This window comes from Aeromonas sp. R1-2, assembly GCF_040908505.1.
Lineage (GTDB): Bacteria > Pseudomonadota > Gammaproteobacteria > Enterobacterales > Aeromonadaceae > Aeromonas > Aeromonas veronii.
In genome coordinates, this window is record NZ_JBFODU010000047.1 from 1 (window position 1) to 20,438 (window position 20,438).

Annotated in this window: 19 protein-coding genes and 1 pseudogene; 7 read left to right on the forward strand and 13 right to left on the reverse strand. The window is 59.0% G+C overall.

Features of this window, described 5'->3' with window-relative positions:
- Positions 1-511, forward strand: a pseudogene (locus tag AB5Y76_RS16335) (IS630-like element ISAhy2 family transposase); the annotation flags it as partial.
- 244 nt (positions 512-755) lie between these two features.
- On the opposite strand, the gene AB5Y76_RS16340 reads toward AB5Y76_RS16335, so the two are convergent.
- Both AB5Y76_RS16340 and AB5Y76_RS16345 read right to left on the reverse strand, forming a co-directional pair.
- Complete coding sequence (locus AB5Y76_RS16340) at positions 756-1,328, reverse strand: hypothetical protein (RefSeq protein WP_224969359.1); 573 nt, start codon at positions 1,326-1,328, stop codon at positions 756-758.
- Positions 1,329-1,554: 226 nt separating this feature from the next.
- Positions 1,555-1,872 carry a hypothetical protein gene (locus tag AB5Y76_RS16345; protein WP_005355042.1) on the reverse strand — a complete coding sequence of 106 codons (318 nt, stop codon included), beginning with the start codon at positions 1,870-1,872 and terminating at the stop codon, positions 1,555-1,557.
- Positions 1,873-2,220: 348 nt separating this feature from the next.
- Here AB5Y76_RS16345 and AB5Y76_RS16350 point away from each other — a divergent pair, with 348 nt between their 5' ends.
- Together AB5Y76_RS16350 and AB5Y76_RS16355 are read left to right on the forward strand one after the other, a co-directional pair.
- A complete protein-coding gene (locus AB5Y76_RS16350; RefSeq protein WP_263718877.1) occupies positions 2,221-3,111 on the forward strand; it encodes a sensor domain-containing diguanylate cyclase in 891 nt (296 codons plus the stop codon).
- 471 nt (positions 3,112-3,582) lie between these two features.
- Complete coding sequence (locus AB5Y76_RS16355) at positions 3,583-4,857, forward strand: HAAAP family serine/threonine permease (RefSeq protein WP_318528172.1); 1,275 nt, start codon at positions 3,583-3,585, stop codon at positions 4,855-4,857.
- A gap of 66 nt (positions 4,858-4,923) precedes the next feature.
- Here AB5Y76_RS16355 and AB5Y76_RS16360 read toward each other — a convergent pair whose 3' ends face one another.
- Positions 4,924-5,562, reverse strand: a complete 639-nt coding sequence (locus AB5Y76_RS16360; RefSeq protein WP_227095363.1) for an exopolysaccharide biosynthesis protein — start codon at positions 5,560-5,562, stop codon at positions 4,924-4,926.
- A gap of 250 nt (positions 5,563-5,812) precedes the next feature.
- On the opposite strand from AB5Y76_RS16360, the gene AB5Y76_RS16365 reads away from it, so the two are divergent.
- On the forward strand, positions 5,813-6,436 hold the full coding sequence (locus tag AB5Y76_RS16365; protein WP_263718882.1) for a porin family protein: 624 nt from the start codon (positions 5,813-5,815) through the stop codon (positions 6,434-6,436).
- 82 nt (positions 6,437-6,518) lie between these two features.
- Here the strand turns inward: AB5Y76_RS16365 and AB5Y76_RS16370 are convergent, their stop codons facing one another.
- Positions 6,519-7,442: a GGDEF domain-containing protein gene (locus AB5Y76_RS16370; RefSeq protein WP_088870271.1), complete on the reverse strand. Its 924-nt coding sequence runs from the start codon at positions 7,440-7,442 to the stop codon at positions 6,519-6,521.
- 505 nt (positions 7,443-7,947) lie between these two features.
- Between AB5Y76_RS16370 and amt the strand changes: the two genes are divergently transcribed.
- A complete protein-coding gene (gene amt, locus AB5Y76_RS16375) occupies positions 7,948-9,375 on the forward strand; it encodes an ammonium transporter (protein ID WP_005355035.1) in 1,428 nt (475 codons plus the stop codon).
- A gap of 82 nt (positions 9,376-9,457) precedes the next feature.
- Here amt and AB5Y76_RS16380 read toward each other — a convergent pair whose 3' ends face one another.
- The 9 genes from AB5Y76_RS16380 to AB5Y76_RS16420 form a co-directional block, all read right to left on the reverse strand.
- Entirely contained in the window at positions 9,458-9,925 is a 468-nt protein-coding gene (locus AB5Y76_RS16380; RefSeq protein ID WP_263718875.1) for a glycine zipper 2TM domain-containing protein, read from the reverse strand.
- A gap of 97 nt (positions 9,926-10,022) precedes the next feature.
- Positions 10,023-10,520: a GNAT family N-acetyltransferase gene (locus tag AB5Y76_RS16385; protein ID WP_005340127.1), complete on the reverse strand. Its 498-nt coding sequence runs from the start codon at positions 10,518-10,520 to the stop codon at positions 10,023-10,025.
- Positions 10,521-10,632: 112 nt separating this feature from the next.
- Positions 10,633-11,037 (reverse strand): nitrous oxide-stimulated promoter family protein, encoded by a 405-nt coding sequence (locus AB5Y76_RS16390; protein WP_005356534.1) that lies wholly within the window; start codon positions 11,035-11,037, stop codon positions 10,633-10,635.
- A gap of 87 nt (positions 11,038-11,124) precedes the next feature.
- Positions 11,125-12,927 carry an aminopeptidase P family protein gene (locus tag AB5Y76_RS16395; protein WP_263718874.1) on the reverse strand — a complete coding sequence of 601 codons (1,803 nt, stop codon included), beginning with the start codon at positions 12,925-12,927 and terminating at the stop codon, positions 11,125-11,127.
- Positions 12,928-12,960: 33 nt separating this feature from the next.
- Positions 12,961-13,626, reverse strand: coding sequence for a GntR family transcriptional regulator (locus tag AB5Y76_RS16400; protein ID WP_005340138.1), 666 nt, complete (start codon positions 13,624-13,626; stop codon positions 12,961-12,963).
- 193 nt (positions 13,627-13,819) lie between these two features.
- Positions 13,820-15,445 carry a phosphoenolpyruvate carboxykinase (ATP) gene (gene pckA / locus AB5Y76_RS16405; protein WP_005340139.1) on the reverse strand — a complete coding sequence of 542 codons (1,626 nt, stop codon included), beginning with the start codon at positions 15,443-15,445 and terminating at the stop codon, positions 13,820-13,822.
- A 149-nt stretch (positions 15,446-15,594) separates the two neighbouring features.
- Positions 15,595-16,479: an Hsp33 family molecular chaperone HslO gene (gene hslO, locus AB5Y76_RS16410; protein ID WP_368177763.1), complete on the reverse strand. Its 885-nt coding sequence runs from the start codon at positions 16,477-16,479 to the stop codon at positions 15,595-15,597.
- A 77-nt stretch (positions 16,480-16,556) separates the two neighbouring features.
- The gene (gene hslR / locus AB5Y76_RS16415) at positions 16,557-16,955 is read right to left on the reverse strand and encodes a ribosome-associated heat shock protein Hsp15 (protein WP_005340141.1); all 399 of its coding nucleotides are present in this window, start codon (positions 16,953-16,955) and stop codon (positions 16,557-16,559) included.
- 256 nt (positions 16,956-17,211) lie between these two features.
- A complete protein-coding gene (locus AB5Y76_RS16420) occupies positions 17,212-17,592 on the reverse strand; it encodes a hypothetical protein (RefSeq protein ID WP_005340143.1) in 381 nt (126 codons plus the stop codon).
- A gap of 185 nt (positions 17,593-17,777) precedes the next feature.
- On the opposite strand from AB5Y76_RS16420, the gene AB5Y76_RS16425 reads away from it, so the two are divergent.
- On the forward strand, positions 17,778-19,166 hold the full coding sequence (locus AB5Y76_RS16425; RefSeq protein WP_263718872.1) for a phosphatase PAP2 family protein: 1,389 nt from the start codon (positions 17,778-17,780) through the stop codon (positions 19,164-19,166).
- The gene (gene ydiK / locus AB5Y76_RS16430; RefSeq protein ID WP_058059023.1) at positions 19,163-20,248 is read left to right on the forward strand and encodes an AI-2E family transporter YdiK; all 1,086 of its coding nucleotides are present in this window, start codon (positions 19,163-19,165) and stop codon (positions 20,246-20,248) included. The genes AB5Y76_RS16425 and ydiK overlap by 4 nt, the downstream gene beginning before the upstream one ends.
- Positions 20,249-20,438: the final 190 nt, after the last annotated feature.

Here is a 20,438-nt window from a genome sequence, read left to right on the forward strand (position 1 = left end):
TAATCCGGTGTTTTATGAGGATGAAGTCGATATAGACCTCAATCCCAAATTTGGGGCCGACTGGATGTTCAGAGCGCAGCAAAAGCGGGTTGTCACACCGGGACAGAACGCCAAACATTACCTGGCAGGCGTTCTCCATGCAGGCAACGGAAGAGTGCTTTACGTCAGCGGGATAAAGAAAAACTCATCGCTGTTTATCGCCATGCTGGAAAAGCTGCGTCACCACTACCGACGAGCCAAAACCATCACGCTGATCCTCGATAACTACATCATTCACAAAAGCAAGCAGACCGAGCGATGGTTGAAGAAGAATCCCAAGTTCTGCCTGGTATTCCAGCCAGTTTACAGTCCTTGGGTTAATCACATAGAACGGCTGTGGCACAAGTTGCATGAAACCATCACGCGCAATCATCAATGCAGAAGGATGGCCAACCTGCTGGCTCGAGTGAAACACTTCATGGATACCGTGTCTCCTTTCCCGGGGAATGGCTATGGCACAGCGAAGGTGTAGCACTATTAGGATCAGTTATTTAGTATTGCATCATCACAACGCACCAAAGTAGATCGATAGTTAGCCTTTAAAATAACTGTAAATACAATAAAGGTTAAATATATCCAGGCTGAGAAAGTACCCGAGAGATAATTAAATAGTATTGAACCGCTTGAAATTAGTAGCAGTGCAATTCGATGGGCAAGGTTGTTGCTTAAAAGAAAGGGTGCTACAACGGCCGCTATCAATGTGACGATTATCATCACTAGTGACATGAGGCACAGCCACCGCTTGCTGCCAGGCCAGCACTGCCTGAAGCCATCATGCCTGCGACACCACTTCCCATGATGGGGCTTAACCTACCGGTAACGGCACCACCAAATGCACCTGCAGCAATCTCTCTCATGTTTGCATCAGGATTGTTGGCAATGACGCCCATCACCCCGATAACGGCCCCGCCGCCTGCCCATACTACTGGTGCCGCTCTCTTATTACGCTTGCTTTCATTTATATCTCTTATCACGATAAAGCTATCGTGCTCTATGCTGATAACTACCTTGGTTGAATTTGCGATTGTTGATATGGTATCGACATCAACAAATTCACCAGGGTATATAACAGTTGGGTTTGAATTTTTGTCTTCTATTTCAATGTATCGACTCGAAAGGTTTACCACTGTGATGTTTTCTTTGTTGAAATTGATGCAATACTTTCCATCGGCATTAATAGAGTAATGTTCACCAGCGTGTAGTGTGTTGCAGTTACTCAATGGGCAAGTATTGGCATTGGCACTTGAAATACTGCACAGCAACAATGCTGTGGCCAAACAGAGCTTCATCCATTATTTCTAGCATGATTCATTTGGAAATTAATCATTAATTAAATGAGAATTATTGTCAATTGTTTTTTTGGATGCATGCTATTGATTTAATTGTAAAATTATCTAACAGCTCCCTTGGCATTGCGGGTTGTGGGGCTGCACTTGCCTATGATGAGCTCGTCGCCAATGAAAGAGATATTGTGGGAGCTGGGCTGCACCCCATGCTCCCTGAGTTGACCTTGGGCTAGAGCGCCGGGAAGTAGCAGGCGCTCATGTCGATGGGGTGATCTGGGCAATTGGGCAGATAGAACTGCCAGCCCGCATCGGAGAAGGCGCGCAGTTCGGTTTCGACAAACTTGATGGCGAGGCTCAGGGCCTGCAGGCTGTCGATGCCGTAGATAAAGGTCTTGTCGCTCAGCCCCGCCAGCTTCACCTTGCAGCGCCAGTCACCGCTGGCGGACTTGGGATCCGGCTCGGGGGCCTTGATGGCGATCTTGAGGGTGAGCTGTTCCCCTTCGGTGCTGATGGCGTCGAAGCGGGCGGTAACGATGGCGTTTTTCATCTGGCGATTCCTTTTCCGTGGTACAGCCCCTGCGGTTGCGGGTGGCTGGCTCCCTGATGGCTGATGAGGTGAAAACTGGACTCAGGACGGCCAGCGTAAATGAACTTGTGAGTTGAAACAATGGGATATGCGCGACCGAGTGAGGGGGCTTTCGCCGCCGTGAGCGAGCGCAGTGGCGGGAGTAGCAACGCGCTGGCCACCCGTGGTGGCCGAGAGGCTGGCAGGCTGCTAGATGTAAAGGATTGTTGGCTGTGGCCGCAGATTTTTCTGCGCTGACGATGAGGGCGAGTGAGTCCTCTTGAGGCAGAATATCTCCCCCCTGTTTGACGTTGAAGTACAGGAGTCTCCGTGGCGCTTTCGGTAACCCAGCTTTATGAAGTGATGGCCCAGCTGCCAGATCCCGTCTTTATCCTCAGTGAAGATGGCTATTACGTGGAATATATCGGCGGCATGGAGCAGCAATCCTACCACGATGGCAATCCGCTGGCGGGCAAGCAACTGGCCGATGTGCTGCCACCCGAGATGGCCATATGGGTCAAGGCGCAGGTGGCCGAGTCGCTGGCGAGCGGTCAGGTGCGGGTGGTGGAGTATGAGCTCTCAGCAGCCGAGGTGGGGGGGATCAATGCTGCCGCCGGGCCGCAAGGGATACAGCGTTTCGAGGGCAAGATTGCGCCGCTGCCCTCCCTCTATGATGGCAAGCGGGCGGTGGCCTGGGTGACCCGCAATATCACTCGCCAGTACGAGTTGCAGCAGCGACTGCTGCGCCAGAGTGAAACCGACCAGCTGACCGGCCTCTACAACCGCCGCTACTTCTTCGAACACTGCCAGCCGCTGCGGGCAGGGGAGGCGCCCTGTGGTCTTATCATGCTCGACATCGATCACTTCAAGCAGCTCAACGATCGTTACGGCCACCAGCAGGGAGATCGGGCCTTGCAGCGCTTCGGTAGTTGTATCGATGCCCTGTTGCGGGCAGATGATCTGTTTGTGCGCAGCGGCGGCGAGGAGTTTCTGATCCTGCTGCCGCGGACCGATGAAGCCGGTTTGCTGCAGATGGCGGAGCAGATCCGTGCCGCCGTCGAAGCGTTGCCTGCCGATCCGGTCGCCATCACGGTCAGTCTGGGCACAACCCTGGTGCAGCCGGAGGAGGAGATCAATCAGGCGCTGGCACGGGCCGACGAGTGGCTCTATCGGGCCAAGCGGGCAGGCCGCAACCGGGTGGCGCACTGCCCGGCAGGTTGAAAGTGCCGCCCCGGTCGCTGTGGGAAATAGCCTGCTCTTTTACCCTGAATAAATTGGCTGACATCACTGTCAATTAGTAGAAAAGTTGGCCGTATTATTTAACTCATATTCCACAGCTTAAGGTGTTAATATTATCGGCCTGATCGCTGGTCTTATTTGTGTTGTTGGGCAACAGCATGAGGTTTTATTGGTATGTTATCAAACAGGCGTGAATCTGGTTTTGGGTGACGAATGTGATACATCCTGTTGTCTTTTGAAACATTCCGATTCAAACAGTCATGAATTATTAACCTTGACCCGGATTGCGATTTCAACGATGGTAGCGTGGCAGCTCCGTTTCTCTCCAGTGGCCCTGTTGGCCGCTGGCGGCGTTGTTTTTTCATGTGCATGGCGATATGCAACGACATATCTCCAGCCTGTTATTCGGGCCAATAAAAATAATGATGACAGATTAATAAGGTATATATTGCAATGAGTGTTTCTATTGCTGAAAAGAGTAACCCTGTTTCAAAATTGAAATGGGAGAAAAGCGATTCGGTATGGACCATGGGCCTATATGCCACTGCTGTCGGTGCCGGTACGTTATTTCTCCCTATTACGGTTGGCAGTAATTCTCCGGTTATTTTGCTGTTTATTTTATTGCTGGCTTTTCCGCTCTCTTATTATTCCCACCGGGCATTGAGCCGCTTTGTGCTCTCCAGCTCCCACAAGGAGGGGGATATCACCCATGTGGTGGAGGAGCACTTCGGTGCCAAGGCGGGCAAGCTGCTGATGCTGGTCTATCTGATGGCCTTCTACCCCATCATTCTGGTCTACAGCATCTCCATCACCAACGCGATCCAGAGCTTCGTTGTTCACCAGTTGGGGGATGCCGAGTTTCCGCGCGGCTTGCTGGTGCTGGGGGTGATGCTGGGCCTGCATCTGGTGCTGCTGGCCGGCAAACAGATCGTGGTGTCGGCCATCAGCGTGCTGGCACTGCCGATGGTCGCCTTTCTGATTGGCCTCTCTATCTATCTGCTGCCCCAGTGGAGCCTCTCTTATTTCAGCGAGAGTCAGGCGGTGGACTGGCGTGATCCGGCGTTCTGGAAATCCCTCTGGCTGATCGTGCCGGTGATGGTCTTCTCCTTCAGCCATGCGCCCATTATTTCTTCCTTCAGCGCGGCGCAGAAAAAGCGTTGTCAGGAGAGTGCTGACCTGCGCGCCAAGCGGATCATCAAGTGCAGCAGCATGCTGATTTGCGGCAGCGTGCTCTTTTTCGTGGTGAGCTGCGTGATGAGTCTGAGTCAGGCGGAGATGGCGCTGGCCCGCACCGACAATATCTCGGTGCTGTCGGCGCTGGCGAACAAGTTCTCCAACCCGCTGATCGCCTATGTGGGGCCACTCATCGCTATTCTGGCCATGTCCAAATCTTTCCTCGGCACCTCCATGGGGGTGAGCGAGGGGACGGTGAGCATGGTGAGCGGTGCCTGTCAGGGGCTGGGGCTCTCTCTCAAGGAGTCGACCATCGCCCGGGTGTCATCGGTGATCCTGTTTATGGTGACCGCTGTCATCACCTATCTGAACCCCAACGTGCTCGACATTATCGAGCGCGTCAGTGGCCCGCTGATCGCGGTGATCCTGTTTCTGCTGCCGGCCTGCTCCATCTATCGCTTGCCCGCACTCAAGCGTTATCGCGGGCAGAGTACCCTTTTTGTGTTGGTGATGGGGCTGCTTGCCATCTCGGCCCTTATCTACGATCTGCTTTGACCGGGCGGTATCCCGCACAAGTCAAAAAGGGCGACCATCTGGTCGCCCTTTTTCTGTGTATCGGGGTTAGCCGAGCAGGCCGCTGGCGCTCTGGCCTGCCATCAGCAAGCCGATGGCCAGCACGCTGAACCAGACCAGGGTTGCGCTTACCAGCAGATAGCCGCTGGCGACGAACAGACCGTCCCGCTGCAACATGCCGGTGGCCAGCAGCAGGATGGCCCAGGCAGGCATGGCGTTGGTGAACGGGATGGCGCCCAGGGGCAGCATCAGCAGAAGGGCGGCCAGCATGATCAGCAGGCCGTTGCAGCGGTTGACCGTGTTGCTGCCGGTCAGCACCAGCAGGCGTGGGCGGATAACGCGATCGACCCGGGCCAGCAGATCCGCCCCCTTGTGCAGGGTCGGCTTGAGCTGGTCGGCAGCGAAGCGGCGTTCCATCAGCATGGCGGGCAGCCAGGGCACTCGATTGAGGGTGATGCCGATACCGATAAAGAGGATCAGCAGGCCAAACGGGGTGCTGACCCCGGGAATGGAGACCGGCAGCAGGAAGGGGACGGTGAGCAGCACGCAAAACAGCAGCATGCCCTGCTCACCTACCAGCGTGAGCATCTGGCGCAGGCTGATGTGGCTCTCGTCGATGGCATGCGCGGTGGCCCGCAGGGTATCCGCGAGGGTGGTTTGGGGGTCGTGAAGTTGCGCGGCAACCATTCCCTGATGTCCTTCTGAGTAGTGATAACGGGCCCCGGTGACCCGATTTGGCGCCAGCATACGTGGCAGAGGTTAACCGTCGATGAATGGTGGCAGGGGGGCATAGCGGCGCCAGTGGGGCGGTGCGGCAGGGTTCAGGCGAGAGGGAAATCCCGCGATGAAAGTGATCCGGTACAGCCGCCGTTTAGGATGGGCCTAGGACGCCTCTGGTATGCTTTCTGCACAATCACACAGGGAGCAGGGGATGATGATGAAGAGAGTCGGGATAGCGATGATGGGGCTGTTGCTGCCACTGGGGCAGGCCTGGAGTAGCGAGGCCGCGACCACATCCGGTTGGCAGGTGACGCCATTTTTCGGCTACAGCTCAGCCATCGACTTCGAGAAGAGTGACGAGGTGGTGCAGCCGGTGCCGGTCTCGGCCTCGCTCGATTCACTGCAGGGGCAGGGCTCCGGCAGCTGGGGCCTCTTTATCAGCAAGGAGGTGGATGATCCCGGCATGATTGAACTGCTCTACAGCCATCAGTCCACCACTCTCTCTCCCGACCAGCCGGATCGCCTGACGGTCGATACCCTGCACTTTTCCGGTGCCTTGACCCTCTCTGACAACCTGATGGCGCCCTACATCGGCGCCGGGATCGGGGTGACCCGCTTTGCCGCCTACGACAGCGAGGTGACCCCTTCCATGTCGCTGGCGCTTGGGGTGCAACCGCGCCTCGCCGAGCATCTGGCGCTGCGGGCCGAGGTGCGCGGTTATGGCTCGCTGGTCAACGACAACAACCAGTTTCTCTGCAACCCGGAGCAGTGCGTGTTCAAGGTGCGCGGGGAGCTGGTAACCCAGTGGCAGGCCAATATCGGTCTTACCTTCCGCTTTTAGGCGAGGGGATTTTCCCCATAAAACAGGGGCCCCTGTCTCAGCAGCAATGTTTCGCAGTGACCGGCAATCAACCGGTAGATCTTCACGTCTCCTTGTTAGTCGGCGTCGCCCATACCGCGCAGTTTCTGCCCGCCTCCTTGGCGCCATAAAGCGCCTGATCCACCCGTTTGAACAGCGAGACTGCCGGCTCCTTGGGCTCGCGGATCCCCACTCCCAGGCTGACCGTCATGGTATGGGCCGGGTCGGGGGCTATGGTGCGGGTCGCAGTGAGCAGGGTGTTGGCCAGTTGCTGCAGCTCAGCTTCGTGGGCGACGGGCAGCAGCAGGGCAAACTCTTCACCCCCGACACGGGCCGCCAGCGCACCGGGCGGGCAGTGCTGTTGCAACAGCTCGCCAAACTGCTGCAACACCCGATCCCCGATATCGTGGCCGTAGTTGTCATTGATCACCTTGAAGTGATCGAGATCCAGCAGGATGAGGGCGTGGCAAATCCCCTGTTCCAGAAACAGCTGCTGATGAAAGTAGCGCCGGTTTGGCAGCCGGGTCAGATCGTCGAACAGCGCCTGTTGTCTGAGCTGGGTATTGATGTGGAAGAGGTGGTGCATGGTGCTCAGGATGCCGATGCTGCTGAGCAGGATGCCGCTGGAGCGCAGCAGATCTTCGGCATAGATGGCGAGCCAGAGTGGCTGCGCCACCAGCTCATCCATGATGTCGGCGGTGGCCCCCATGATCCACAACATCAGACCGCAGGAGAGCATGCGGTAGGTGTGGGTGGGCAGGTGGGCGCACTGCACCACCCAGAACAGGAACAGCATGGTGAGCCAGTTGATCACCTCGAAGCCAAAGCTGACGGCGTAAAAGCGCTCGTAAGGGAAGTGTGGCAGCAGCAACAGATGGAGGGCCATGATGGCCAGCATCACTATCCCCAGCAGCGCGATGTGGGCGCGATGCTCCCGGTCGAGATGACGGTAGTGGGAGAGGCTGATGTCGAGACGATCGAACTGCATGGTGTTCCTCGGATTGGGCCTGCCATCAGCTTGCAAACAAGAGGCTGCGTAATGGCATGCCGTGGTCGGATAACAGGAAACGGCTGGTCTGTCAGTGTAAACGAGCGGGCCCGCAGCGCGCGATATCGATGACGTCAGCTTGTGGGCTGGCTCCGGGTTTGCGCACTTCTGGTGCGTGAAGTATTGCTTGCCCTGCGACAGGGCGACCCTGGGCAGGTTAGCGCAGCTCATGCGCCAAATTGGTGCGTTGATGATGCATGATCTTACTAATGCAATGATTTAAAAGGATTTAAATTTGTGGCCCGTTTTATGCTTTTTACATGTCAGACGGTCTCTTGCGGTCATCGACGGCAGATGCAGTGATGAGGAAGTGGCAAGAGACATCCCCGTGCCGGGCGCGGGTGTGATTCTGGCGGGTTGCAGCAACACCTTGCGGTTCGCCACAGATTCAATCAGGGAAACGGAGCCGGTCTTGTACCGGTACGACAGGGAAGGAGAGTGCTCTATGGTCAAAAAATGGATGATGGCGGGTCTGACGATGTTGCCTGCCTTGCTGGTTACCCCAAGTTGGGCCGAAGAGGTCGCTCAGGTACAGGCGGCGGTGGCGCCGGTTGCCGCCATGACAATCAACAAGGGTGACAACACCTGGATGCTGCTCTCGGCGGCGCTGGTGATCCTGATGTCGATCCCCGGTCTGGCTCTCTTCTACGGTGGTCTGGTGCGGGCCAAAAACATGCTGAGCGTGCTGATGCAGGTCTTTACCCTGTTCTGCCTCATCTGCGTGCTCTGGGTGATCTACGGCTATTCGCTGGCCTTTACCGAAGGGGGCAATTTCTACGGCTCCTTCAGCAAGGTGCTGCTCAAGGGGGTGACCCCTGACTCCATCGCCGCCACCTTCAGCAAGGGTGTCGGGATCAGCGAGCTGATCTATGTGGTGTTCCAGGGGGCCTTTGCCGCCATCACCTGCGGCCTTATCGTGGGGGCGTTTGCCGAGCGCATCAAGTTCGCTGCCGTGCTGCTCTTCTCGGTGATCTGGTTCACCTTCGCCTATATCCCGCTGGCTCATATGGTGTGGTACTGGGCGGGTCCGGATGCCTATACCAGCGCCGAGGCTGCGGCCACAGCGACCGCCACTGCCGGCTATCTGTTCCAGCATGGTGCGCTGGACTTTGCAGGCGGCACAGTGGTGCACATCAACGCCGCCGTGGCGGGTCTGGTGGGTGCCTATCTGGTGGGCAAGCGTCTGGGCTACGGTCGTGATCCCATGACCCCCCACAGCCTGACCATGACCATGATCGGTGCCTCCCTGCTCTGGTTCGGCTGGTTCGGTTTCAACGCTGGCTCCGCGCTGGAAGCCAACGGTATCGCCGCACTCGCCTTTATCAACACCTGGGTGGCGCCGGCTGCGGCAGCTCTCTCATGGACCCTGGCCGAGTGGGTGATGAAGGGACGTCCCTCCCTGCTGGGGGCCGCCTCTGGTGCGGTGTCCGGTCTGGTGGTGATCACTCCGGCAGCCGGTTTCGTCGGTGTGGGCGGTGGTCTGGTGATGGGCCTTATCAGTGGCGTGGCGGGTCTGTGGGGGGTCCACGGTCTCAAGCGCCTGCTGGGTGCCGATGACAGTCTGGACGTGTTTGGCGTACACGGGGTGTGCGGTATTCTCGGCGCCCTGCTGACCGGCGTCTTTGCCAGTCCGGATCTGGGCGGCACCGGGGTGTGGGACTATGTCACCAATCAGGTTGCCGAGGGTTACTCCATCCTGACTCAGGTGAAGATCCAGGCCATCGGGGTCGGTGTCACCCTGCTCTGGTCTGGTGCCGTGGCGGCGATTGCCTTCAAGGCGGTCGACATGCTGGTGGGTCTGCGGGTGAACGGCGATGCCGAGCGGGAAGGGCTGGATGTCACCTCCCACGGCGAGAAGGCTTACAGCATGTAATCCCGAACGTCAGACAACAAAAAACCGCCGGAACCGGCGGTTTTTTTATGGCTCGAGGGTGGCGAAACCTTGGTTCACACGCTTAGTTCACGACGGCCACGTTGATGCTGCCATTGCCCTGGGTCATGCGTACACGGGCGCCCGGGGTGAAGGTGGGGCTGGCTTTCTGCACGACCACGATGGCTTCGCCGTTCTCTTTCTTGATCTCCAGCTCGACGCCGTCGACCTGATTCATCTTGTTGCCGATGGCGTTACCTGCCGCTGCACCGGCGATAGCACCGCCTGCGGCTGCGATGTCGCGTCCGGTGCCGCCACCGACTGTGCTGCCCAGCAGGCCGCCGACTACGGCGCCGCCAATGGTGCCAATCAGGGAGTGCTCATCGGCCTGTATTTTCACCGGGCGGGTGGAGATGATGGTGCCGTAGCTGACGGTTTGCACCTGTTTGGCGCGGTCCTTGGTGTAGACATCGCCAGAGTAAACGTCACTGTTGGCGCATCCGGTGATGGTGGTCGCTGCCAGCAGGGCAATAAGGGTCATACGCTTCAACATGGTGGGCCTCCTGGGCTGCACGTAATTTGAACAATCCGGTTGATGAGTGAACTTTACTCCAACCCCGTCACACATGAAATCGGCAAAATGTAACCAATTATGCGTTCTGTAACCGGTTTTGTCCTTGAATCGCAGCTGTACCGGAGAGGGTTTTAACCAGCAGCAGACGGTCTTCTCCGGGGCCGAAGTAGTCGGCTACTTCCGCCTGCAATGTGTAACCGAGCCGGTAGTAGAGGCGCTGGGCCGGATTGGCCGGATCGACCGTGAGTCGCAGTTCGCTGATCTGCAGCGCCTGCTGGTTGGCCTCCATCTGGCGCATCATTCGCTCGGCCAGACCAAAACCGCGCGCCTCGGGCAGTACCGCCAGCGAGAGCACCCAGCCTTGCGACCGCTCCTGACCGAATCCCCCCAGCACATAACCCACCAGCTGCCCCTCGTATTCGGCCACCAGCAACAACTCGGGCCACAAATCCATCGCCTGACGGAAGAAGAAGGCGGGATAGACATCTTCGCCAAACACCTTGGCATCGATCTGCCAGATGGCGTGCATGTCATTGTGGGTAGCGGTGCGTAGCAGGGGCGGGTTGTGGTGCATCAGGACTCCATTGGCAGCAAACGGATCGGCAACGCCGCTGACCTTGGGGTCAACGGCAAAAAAGGAGTCATAGGGTAGTGGTCATCCCCTGCCGGATGCAAGGGATTGGCGGTTATGGCGGCAGGGGGCGGCTCTGGGGCAGTTTGGGCGCTTTGCGCAAGCCGTCGAGCAGATGGCGAAGGGTGAGCCAGGGGTGGCGCAGCAACATGCGCGGGCCGCTCCACTTCATCACCTGCTGGATCTGTTTGCGCATCGCCGGGGCGTAGCAGTGGATATTGCAGTTGGCGCAGGTGGGTTTGTGGCCGTGGCCATAACGGCAGCGACGAAGGCGCTGATGGGCGAAATCCCGCAACTGGCGACAGTGGCGGCAATGGGGATCCTGATGATGGTGCTGGCAGTAGAGGCGGATCATGGCGCTGACCGTCTGCTGCTCGCGCATGAGTCTGGGATGGTCACTCGCCTTTTTGCTGGCTGCGGCGTGTGAGCCCCGGGCTGGGCTGGCATGATGACTTTTCATGGCCGCCATTCTCCTGACCTGCTCGCTTTGGGTGTTGATACAGGTCAAAAGGGGGGATAAAAAACAGGGCCCGCAGGCCCTGTGTCATCAGATGAGGCTGGTTGCCTGCTCCAGCCAGGCGAGATCCTCGCCTTCGAGCAGCGGGCTCAGGCGGCGGAACACCTCAACGTGGTATTCGTTGATCCAGCGGAATTCGGCCGGGCTCAGCAGGCTGCGATCGATCAGGCGGGTATCGAACGGCACGTAGGTCAGGCGCTCGAAGCCCAGCATCGGCAGCTCGCCAACCTGTTCCAGCTCGGTCACCACTACCAGGTTTTCGCAACGGATGCCGAAGCCATCTTCGCGGTAGTAGCCCGGCTCGTTGGAGAGCACCATGCCCGGTTGCAGGGCAATCATGCTCCCTTTCGGCGCGATGCGCTGGGGCCCTTCGTGGACGCTCAGGAAGTGGCCGACGCCGTGGCCGGTGCCGTGGTCGTAGTTGTAACCGGCTTGCCACAGTGGCATGCGGGCCAGCACGTCGAGCTGGATACCGGCGGTGCCACGGGGGAAGCGGGCCTGATCCAGCGCGATATGGCCTTGCAGTACCCGGGTAAACATCGCTTTCTGCTCGTCGCTCACCTCACCCACCTTGATGGTGCGGGTGATGTCGGTGGTGCCATCCATATACTGGGCGCCGGAGTCCAGCAGATAAAGGCTGTCCTGACCAAACGCACGGGGGGTGCCGTTGGTGTGGTGGTAGTGGCACATGGCGGCGTTGGGGCCGAGCGCGGAGATGGTATCGAAGCTCGGCTCGACGTAGTGCTCTTGCTCGCGGCGGAACGCTTCCACCTGATCGGCCAGGGTGCCTTCATCCACCCCTTCGAACTCGCCGGAGGTGACCAGCCGATCCAGCCAGGCGAGGAAGCGGGTCATGGCCACGCCATCGCGCAGGTGAGCGGCACGCATACCGGTCAGTTCGATCTCGTTCTTGCACGCTTTCGGCAGCATGGTGGGGTCCTGCCCTGCCACCAGAATGGCGCCCGCCTCTTCCATGACGAGCTGGGTCCAGGCGTTGGCGCTGTCCGGATCGGCCAGCACCTTCTGCTGATCTTCACCGATGCGCTGCAACACGTCGCCCAGCTTGTCGATGGGGTAGACGGAGACATCCTGCCCCACGTGCTGGGTAAAGGCGAAGCAGTCAATTTTGTCGGTATCGACGAAGAAATCCATGCTGGTGTTGGCGTAGAGCACCGCAAAGCCCAGCACCACCGGCAGCCGGTCGATATCGCGGCCACGCAGGTTGAGCAGCCAGTTGATGGGCTCGGCCTGGGTCAGCAGCACGGCATCCAGCCCGCGCTTGCGCAGATCGGCCGCAAGCTGTTCACGTTTGGACTGGCTGGACTGGCCTGCCAGCTCCTCGCTGTAGAGGATGACCGGGCTCTTGGTCGGCTCCGGGCGATCGCTCCAGTTCAGGTCGATGGGGTTCTGCTCGACGTGGATCAGCTCGATACCGCGATCGGCCAGCACGGCTTTGGCATTCTTGTACCAGGTCAGGCTGTGCAGGCGGGCATCGAAGCCGACCCGGGAGCCTGACGGCAGCTGTTCGGCCAGCCACTGCACATGAGGATTTTCAATGAGGTGGAGGAATTCGAACAGTTCGGCGGGAGTTTGCATCCGCGCCTGCACCGTATAGCGACCATCGACAAAGAGGGCTGCTCGCTGGGCCATGATGATGGCGACTCCGGCAGAGCCGTTGAAACCGGTGATCCAGTCAAGCCGCTCTGCATAGGCGGGGATGTACTCGCCGAGGTGCTCATCATCGTGGGGGACGATAAATGCGTCCAACTCCTGCATGGCCAGCTCGGCCCTGACTTGGGCGACGCGGGTTTCAATTATCTCGAAATTATTCATGTCGTTAGTGCCAGATGGTTGCTATATGAGTGTTCAGTTTTTATGGCCGCTGGCCAGGATCCGCTTGATCGACTGACCTGCCGCTTCGATATGCTGCCTGAGCAGCACCACCGCCTCGTGCTTGCGCCGGGCGCGGCACAGTTCCAGCAATTGGGCGTGTTCACGCTCCGCCTTGTCCACGCCGTCGCTGGCAAACAGCAGCTCGAAGCGGACATAGCGGTCACAGCTCAGATTGATCTGGGCGATCAGTTCAAGTGCCTGGGGGCGACCGGCTGCCTGATAGAGGGTGGCGTGAAAGCTGTGGTTCAACTCGGCCCAATGTTCGATCTGGGTGCCTGACTCCAGGGCGTGATCAAACTGGGCGAGGATCGCCTCCGCTTGCGCGAAGGTGGCTTCCGTCATCTTGTCGACGGCGTGAAACAGGGTATCGGCTTCCAGCAGCGCTCGCAAATAAAAGAGCTCTTCAATGGCCGAGGCGTCCAGCATGGTGACCACGGCGCCGCGATGGGCTTCGAACTTCACCAGCCCCTGCGCTTCCAGCTGCATCAGGGCTTCGCGCACCGGGATGCGGCTCACGGCCAGCTCTTTGGCAATGGCATCCTGACGCAAGGGGGCGCCAGCGGGGAACTCCCCACGGAGGATCCGGCCACGGAGGTTTTCCATCACCATCTGGGTTCGGGTCTTGTAGGGTGGGGTCATGGTCGGGTCACGATTGGGCGTTACAGAATTGTATATTGTATAAAGTTTGGCTGAATCTAACCTGTCACAACAGGCAAAGGCAAGGTTTTGGCCCCTTTAACGGGGGCGATGGCAGCGTTCGGGGCTCCACAAAAACAAAAATGCCGGTCAGCGTGGCTGACCGGCATGATGTCACTGATACGAAGCGAGCCTGTTACAGCTGCGGGCCTGCCGCAACCAGACGTTTGCCTTCGTCGTTATCGGTGAAGCGCTCGAAGTTCTTGATGAAGCGCCCTGCCAGATCGACGGCCTTGGCATCCCACTCGGCCTTGTCGGCGTAAGTGTCGCGCGGGTCGAGGATCGCCGGGTTCACATCGTGCAGCGCGGTCGGGATCTCCAGATTGAAGATCGGCAGCACCTTGGTCTCGGCCTTCTCGATGGAGCCATCCAGGATGGCGTCGATGATGGCGCGGGTATCCTTGATGGAGATGCGCTTGCCGGTGCCGTTCCAGCCGGTGTTGACCAGATAGGCCTCTGCACCTGCCGCTTCCATCCGTTTCACCAGCTCCTGACCGTACTTGGTCGGGTGCAGGGAGAGGAAGGCTGCGCCGAAGCAGGAGGAGAAGGTCGGAGTCGGCTCTGTGATGCCGCGCTCGGTACCGGCCAGTTTGGCGGTGAAGCCAGACAGGAAGTGGTACTTGGTCTGCTCCTTGGTCAGTTTGGAGACCGGGGGCAGCACGCCGAAGGCGTCGGCAGTCAGGAAGATCACCTTGGTGGCGTGACCTGCCTTGGAGACCGGCTTGACGATGTTGTCGATGTGATAGATGGGGTAGGAGACGCGGGTGTTCTCGGTCTTGGAGCCATCATCGAAGTCGATGGTGCCATCGGCAGCAACGGTCACGTTCTCCAGCAGCGCATCGCGACGGATAGCGTGGTAGATGTCCGGCTCAGCCTCTTCGGAGAGCTTGATGGTCTTGGCGTAGCAGCCCCCTTCGAAGTTGAACACGCCGTGGTCATCCCAGCCGTGCTCGTCATCGCCGATCAGCTGGCGCTTCGGATCGGTGGAGAGGGTGGTCTTGCCGGTGCCGGAGAGGCCGAAGAAGATGGCGACGTCGCCGTCCTGACCCACGTTGGCGGAGCAGTGCATGGAGGCAATGCCGCGCAGGGGCAGGAAGTAGTTCATCATGGAGAACATGCCCTTCTTCATCTCGCCACCGTACCAGGTGCCACCGATGAGCTGCATCTTCTCGGTCATGTTAAAGGCAACAAAGTTCTCGGAGTTGAGACCCTGCTCCTTCCAATTCGGGTTGGTGCACTTGGCACCGTTCATCACCACGAAGTCAGGCTTGAAGGTTTTCAGCTCTTCATCGCTCGGACGGATGAACATGTTTTTCACGAAGTGTGCCTGCCAGGCCACCTCGGTGATGATGCGCACGGCCAGGCGGGTATCCGGGTTGGCACCGCAGAAACCGTCGACCACAAACAGGCGCTTGCCGGAGAGCTGTTTGGTGACCAGCCCTTTCAGATGTGACCACACTTCCGGGGTAATGGCTTTGTTATCGTTTTTACCCTGGTCAGACCACCACACAGTATCCTGGGTAGTGGCATCTTTGACGATATATTTATCTTTCGGGGAGCGACCGGTGAAGATACCGGTGTTTACGTTGACGGCGCCCAGCTCGGTCACCACACCGCGCTCGAACCCTTCCAGGTCAGGGCGTGTCTCTTCGGCGAAAAGCTGCTCGTAAGAGGGGTTGCGAACGATTTCTTGGCTATTTTTGATGCCGTACTGGTCCAGTCCTAATTGTTGGGCCAGGGTGGGTTCTGCCACGATTGTCATTGTATTCTCCTGGGTTCAGAGGTTGGTAGGGTTCTATCTGACGGTCATCCTATCACTTAGGTGGTAGAGTTTAGCGATCGCCATCAAACTTTATAAAATAGGGTATTTTTTTGTTATTAAAGTTAAAGGCGGGTTTTGCCCGCCTTTAATTAGTGTAACTGGTTTGCATCATTGCCGGGAGCACTGCTGAACAGGGTTTCGACATCGATCCCATTAAATTGGTACTGGGCGCCGCAATAATCACAGTGCATGTCGATCTTGCCGAGCTCCTGCACCATCTCCATGACCTCTTCCTTTTCTATCTGCAGCAGAGCCCCTTCACAGCGCTCGCGGGAGCAGGTGCAGCGGAACTCGACCGCCTGCGGATCGAACACCCGCACCTTGTCCTGATGGTAGAGACGGTAGAGGATCTCTTCTGCCTGCAGGCCGAACAGCTCTTCATCCTTGATGGTGCTGGTGAGCTGGGTCAGGTGATCGAAATCGTTGCTGTGATCCTCGCTCTGGGCGGGCAGCTCCTGCAGCATGATGCCGGCAGCGCGCGGCGCACCATCGTGATAGCCGGTGCGGATCCACAGCTTGGTGGCTAGCTGTTCGGAGCGGGCAAAGTAGTGCTCCAGGCAGCCCGCCAGAGTATCGGCGTCCAGCGCGATGATGCCCTGATAGCGCTCGCCCTGCTCCGGGGTGATGGTGATGATCAGCTGGCCATTGCCGATCAGGCTCTGCAGCTTGCCATCGCTCGGCAGCTCGCCTTCATAGCGGGCCACGCCGCGCAGCTGCTGGTTGTTGTCACCGTTGATCACGGCCAGACGCACCGGGCCATCGCCCTGCAGCTGTACGGTAATGGATCCTTCAAACTTGAGGGTGGCGGTCAGCAGGCTGGTGGCGACCAGCAGCTCGCCCAGCAGTTTTTGCACCTGCACCGGGTAGTTCTGGGCTTCCACCACGTGGCGGTAGGTGTGATCCAGCTGGACCAGCTCGCCACGCACTTCGTACTCTTCAAACAGATAGCGATACAGCAGATCTTGGTTGCTCATCATGTATTCCTGGCTTTTCGGTGAGGTAAATCGGGCGGGCTGGGGTTGATGCCAGCCCGGTATCAAATCGGGGTCGGTCAGTACTGTTTGACCTTGAGCAACTGGCGTCGCTCCTGCTTGTCGGGGCGGCGCTCGGGGCTGGGGGCAAACTGGCTGTTAAAGCGGCGCGCCTCGCTGTTCTCGGCCCGTTTTTTCAGGCTCTCGGCAGTCTCTTCATAGAGTTGCTGGGCCAGCGGGGCCGATTTGCGTTGCTCGCTCAAGGCCAGCACCCGCACTTCGCGTTCGTCCTGCCCCTGCCAGAAGCGGATCAGCGCACCCACTTCCACCTGTTTGCCCGGTTTGCTGCGCTGACCATTGTAGTGCACCTTGCCCCCGTCTATCTGATCCCGAGCAATGGAGCGGGTCTTGTAGAAACGGGCCGCCCACAACCACTTGTCGAGACGAACCTCGAGGGCACTTTCTGCATGATTGGGCATGAACAGGCTCCATAACGGGGAAAAGAGGTGGTCGATTATACCAGAGCACGGGGTCGGGATAGAAACCGGGCAGCCGCCGCGCGGGGCGCAAACCATGTCAAGGTGATGCAACATATGGGCAGTTTGCTGATTCACAAGGGAAAGCCGCTGCTTTATCGGGTATTCATGGGGACTGGGAGGGGCCTCCATACCGCGCATATAAAGCTGCCGCCCCGGTTGGGGGCGGCAGTGTTCACATCCATCGACCATGTCAGAGTCAGAAGTGATCGTGCTGATCCGGCTTCTTCTGGTCGTGGGGGCCTTCGCTGTGGGCGATGGCGGTGCGGATCAGATCAACCCCGGCGCGGATAATCAGCACCCCCATGTTGACCAGCTTGACACAGACCCACATGAAGGTGATGAGCAGGATCAGCTTGAGCACGGTCTGGAACGCTTCCAGGAAGTTCTGCTCCAGCTGGGCGGTCAGGCCGTTGGCGCTGGTCATCAGCCAGGTGTAGACCTCGCGCACGAACGGGATGCGGCTTGGCATCTCTAGTACATCCAGTGCGGCAGGGAGCGCCTGGAAGATGACGATGCTGCCGAACAGTATCAAAATGACACCGATGGCGATGCCGAGGAAAAAGCCGAACTGTCTCATGGAGGGCTCCAGCGTTTGCTGCATGAAATTGAAGATAGCCGCCAATAGTAGGGAGTGCTCTGCTTCATCGCAATCTTCCGTGCACCGCCATCGCGGTGGAAACGGCGGCGATCCGGCCGCTACCATTGCCCAACTATCTGATTTCTGGGAGGCTTGTCGCCATTGAGCATAGGGAAAGCAAATTGATGTCGAGAACCCTCTTTTTACTGTTGCTGACGCTGTTTACCGTTGCGCCAGCCTTGAGTGCCGAGCCTGTTGCACCCACGGCGGCGGCCTGTGCCATCCGTCATCAGGATCAGTTGTTGCTGGTGCAGGATCGTATCTCCTCCCGCTACAGCCTGAGCGGTGGCTACATCGATGGTGGCGAGAGCCCGCAGCAGGCGGCGCTGCGCGAACTCCATGAAGAGACCGGCTTGCAGGGGGAAGTGGTGCAGGAGCTGGGCCGCTGGCAGCGAGCGGTTATCTTCGCCTGCCGCACCTTGGAACCGATTGCCGCCCAGCAGGGTTCCGGTTTTGTCTCCATCCTGAAGGCTCCCAATCTGGGTGGGGAGATCCTCTACGCCCGGCTGATCGCCATCGACCAGCTCCCCCGCGAGCAGCGCCGCTTCCCGGATCAGCTCGACTGGTTGCAATCCCGGCTGGATAAGGTGCCCGAGAGCGAGGTGCGCTGGCAGGCCGATTTCGTGGCGCAGGGCAGCGTGCTGCATCAAACCGAGATCCCGCTGATCATGAGCGTGCAGCAGTGGCTGGGGCCCGATGTCTGGTGGCTGTCGGTCAGCAATCTGTTTGGTTCAGGCGGCTTTCAGCTTGCCCTGATACCTTTGCTGCTCCCGCTGCTGGGGTGGCCGCGGTTGCGCCAGCTGCTGTTTGCCATGCTGTGGCTTGGGCTGCTGGTGCAAGCGGGCAAGGAGGGGATCGGCTGGCCGCGCCCCTTCCATCTGCAACCGCTGCTGGCAACCCAGAGCGCCCAAGGTTTTGGCATGCCGAGCGGCCATACCGCCTCGGCGCTGCTGTTTTGGGGCGCGCTGCTTGGCTGGCTCTGGCCTGCCCGGCGCGGGCTGGCCTACTCGCTGGCGCTGTTGCTGGCCCTCACCACAGGTCTGGCGCGGGTCTGGCTCGGGGTGCACTTTATCTCCGATGTGGCGGTTGGCCTGCTGATAGGCACCTTGCTGCTGGCTGTTCGCCCATATTGGCGGCTGGATCAGTGCGCTTCTGCTTGGGGCTTGCTTATCGCTGCCGCACTGGTTTGCGCTGGCCTGACCCAGTCGGCCCATCTGGCCGGGATTGGGCTGGCGGCCTTCGGGCTCTGGGTTGGCGGTTTGCGCTCCCTGACTCGCGGCGGTTATTCCCCCATTGTGACCGGCGCGGTCACCCTGGCGGGGGGCGCTCTGATCGGGGCGGGGCTCTGGGCGCTGCCGCTGCTGACCAGCAGTTCGCTGGCCATACTGCTTGGTCAGTTTGTGCTCTTTTTCGGGCTGGGGCTCTGGTTGAGCGCTGGCCTCTGGTGGATACTCTCTTTCTTGAAATGCGACATACGACCCAAGAGCAACGGCTCTGACAAGGGAACTCTATGAATGTGAAAAAAGTGGATTTGGCCAAGATAACCCTGGGGGTGCTGTTTCTCAGCATCCTGATTATCTCCTGTTTCTTGGTGTTGCAGCCCTTCCTGCCTGCGCTGGTGTGGGCCACCATGATCACCATCGCCACCTGGCCGCTGATGTTGATGGTGCAGCGCCTGTTGTGGGGCAAGCGCACCCTGGCGGCCCTCTTTATGACGCTGGTGCTGCTGCTGATGTTCGTCATCCCGCTCTTTATGACGCTGGCCAATGTGGCGGAGAAGGCGCCCATGCTGATTGAGCTGGGTACCCATATCAGCCAGTCACCACCGCCGGAGCTGCTCTGGCTGCAACAGATCCCGCTGGTGGGCGACAAGCTCTATGACTTCTGGCAGCAAATTCTGGCGAGCGGTGGTCAGGTGCTGTTTGCCAAGCTGGCCCCCTACTTTGGCCAGACCGCCCGCTGGCTGGCCTCTCAGGCCGGTAATCTGGGGCTGCTGTTTGTCCACTTCCTGCTGACGGTCGGTATCTGCGGGGTGCTCTATCACTCCGGTGAAGTGGTGGCGACCGGCATTCGCCGCTTCGCCCACCGGCTGGCGGGTCAGCGTGGCGACAACGCTACCGTGCTCGCTTCACAGGCGATCCGGGCCGTGGCGATGGGCGTGGTGGTGACCGCGCTGGTGCAATCCTCGGTGGCCGGTGTCGGCCTGCTGATTGCCGGTATCCCCTACGCCATGGTACTGGTGGTGGTGATGTTCCTGCTGATCGTCGCCCAGATCGGCCCCTTCCCGGTGCTGCTGGCCTGTATCGGCTACCTCTACTGGAGCGGCGACACCACCTGGGGCACTTTCCTGTTGGTGTGGTCACTGATTGCGGGCACCATGGACAACTTCCTGCGCCCCTTCCTCATCAAGCGGGGCGCCGACCTGCCGCTCATCCTCATTCTGGTGGGGGTAATCGGCGGCTTGCTGACCATGGGGATCATCGGTCTCTTTATCGGCCCCGTGGTGCTGGCGGTGGGCTACACCCTGCTGGATGCCTGGATCAAGGAAGATGACCAACCGGCGACCGCGGCGGTTGAAGCGCCCAAGGCCGAGTGACGACAAGACGATTCAGCCATCCATCGCTGATGCCAGGAGCCGCCCATAAGGGCGGCTCTTTGCTTTATTACCGTCCCATGTAGGTTCGATTAGCGAAGCGTAATCGGACGATCGAGATGCCGTTGTTCCGGTATTTCCGTGAGTCAGCGGCATTTGTCAGAGGGGAAATATGGATGGCCGTTATAGCGGG

What these genes read in the sequence shown, in the direction of transcription:
- AB5Y76_RS16385 (WP_005340127.1), bottom strand. Translation starts at nt 10,520, where the DNA reads ATGCACCACAACCCGCCCCTGCTACGCACCGCTACCCACAATGACATG.
- AB5Y76_RS16340 (WP_224969359.1), bottom strand. Translation starts at nt 1,328, where the DNA reads ATGAAGCTCTGTTTGGCCACAGCATTGTTGCTGTGCAGTATTTCAAGT.
- AB5Y76_RS16345 (WP_005355042.1), bottom strand. Translation starts at nt 1,872, where the DNA reads ATGAAAAACGCCATCGTTACCGCCCGCTTCGACGCCATCAGCACCGAA.
- AB5Y76_RS16360 (WP_227095363.1), bottom strand. Translation starts at nt 5,562, where the DNA reads ATGGTTGCCGCGCAACTTCACGACCCCCAAACCACCCTCGCGGATACC.
- hslO (WP_368177763.1), bottom strand. Translation starts at nt 16,479, where the DNA reads ATGAGCAACCAAGATCTGCTGTATCGCTATCTGTTTGAAGAGTACGAA.
- pckA (WP_005340139.1), bottom strand. Translation starts at nt 15,445, where the DNA reads ATGACAATCGTGGCAGAACCCACCCTGGCCCAACAATTAGGACTGGAC.
- AB5Y76_RS16395 (WP_263718874.1), bottom strand. Translation starts at nt 12,927, where the DNA reads ATGAATAATTTCGAGATAATTGAAACCCGCGTCGCCCAAGTCAGGGCC.
- amt (WP_005355035.1), top strand. Translation starts at nt 7,948, where the DNA reads ATGGTCAAAAAATGGATGATGGCGGGTCTGACGATGTTGCCTGCCTTG.
- hslR (WP_005340141.1), bottom strand. Translation starts at nt 16,955, where the DNA reads ATGCCCAATCATGCAGAAAGTGCCCTCGAGGTTCGTCTCGACAAGTGG.
- AB5Y76_RS16380 (WP_263718875.1), bottom strand. Translation starts at nt 9,925, where the DNA reads ATGTTGAAGCGTATGACCCTTATTGCCCTGCTGGCAGCGACCACCATC.
- AB5Y76_RS16355 (WP_318528172.1), top strand. Translation starts at nt 3,583, where the DNA reads ATGAGTGTTTCTATTGCTGAAAAGAGTAACCCTGTTTCAAAATTGAAA.
- AB5Y76_RS16370 (WP_088870271.1), bottom strand. Translation starts at nt 7,442, where the DNA reads ATGCAGTTCGATCGTCTCGACATCAGCCTCTCCCACTACCGTCATCTC.
- ydiK (WP_058059023.1), top strand. Translation starts at nt 19,163, where the DNA reads ATGAATGTGAAAAAAGTGGATTTGGCCAAGATAACCCTGGGGGTGCTG.
- AB5Y76_RS16420 (WP_005340143.1), bottom strand. Translation starts at nt 17,592, where the DNA reads ATGAGACAGTTCGGCTTTTTCCTCGGCATCGCCATCGGTGTCATTTTG.
- AB5Y76_RS16425 (WP_263718872.1), top strand. Translation starts at nt 17,778, where the DNA reads ATGTCGAGAACCCTCTTTTTACTGTTGCTGACGCTGTTTACCGTTGCG.
- AB5Y76_RS16390 (WP_005356534.1), bottom strand. Translation starts at nt 11,037, where the DNA reads ATGAAAAGTCATCATGCCAGCCCAGCCCGGGGCTCACACGCCGCAGCC.
- AB5Y76_RS16365 (WP_263718882.1), top strand. Translation starts at nt 5,813, where the DNA reads ATGAAGAGAGTCGGGATAGCGATGATGGGGCTGTTGCTGCCACTGGGG.
- AB5Y76_RS16400 (WP_005340138.1), bottom strand. Translation starts at nt 13,626, where the DNA reads ATGACCCCACCCTACAAGACCCGAACCCAGATGGTGATGGAAAACCTC.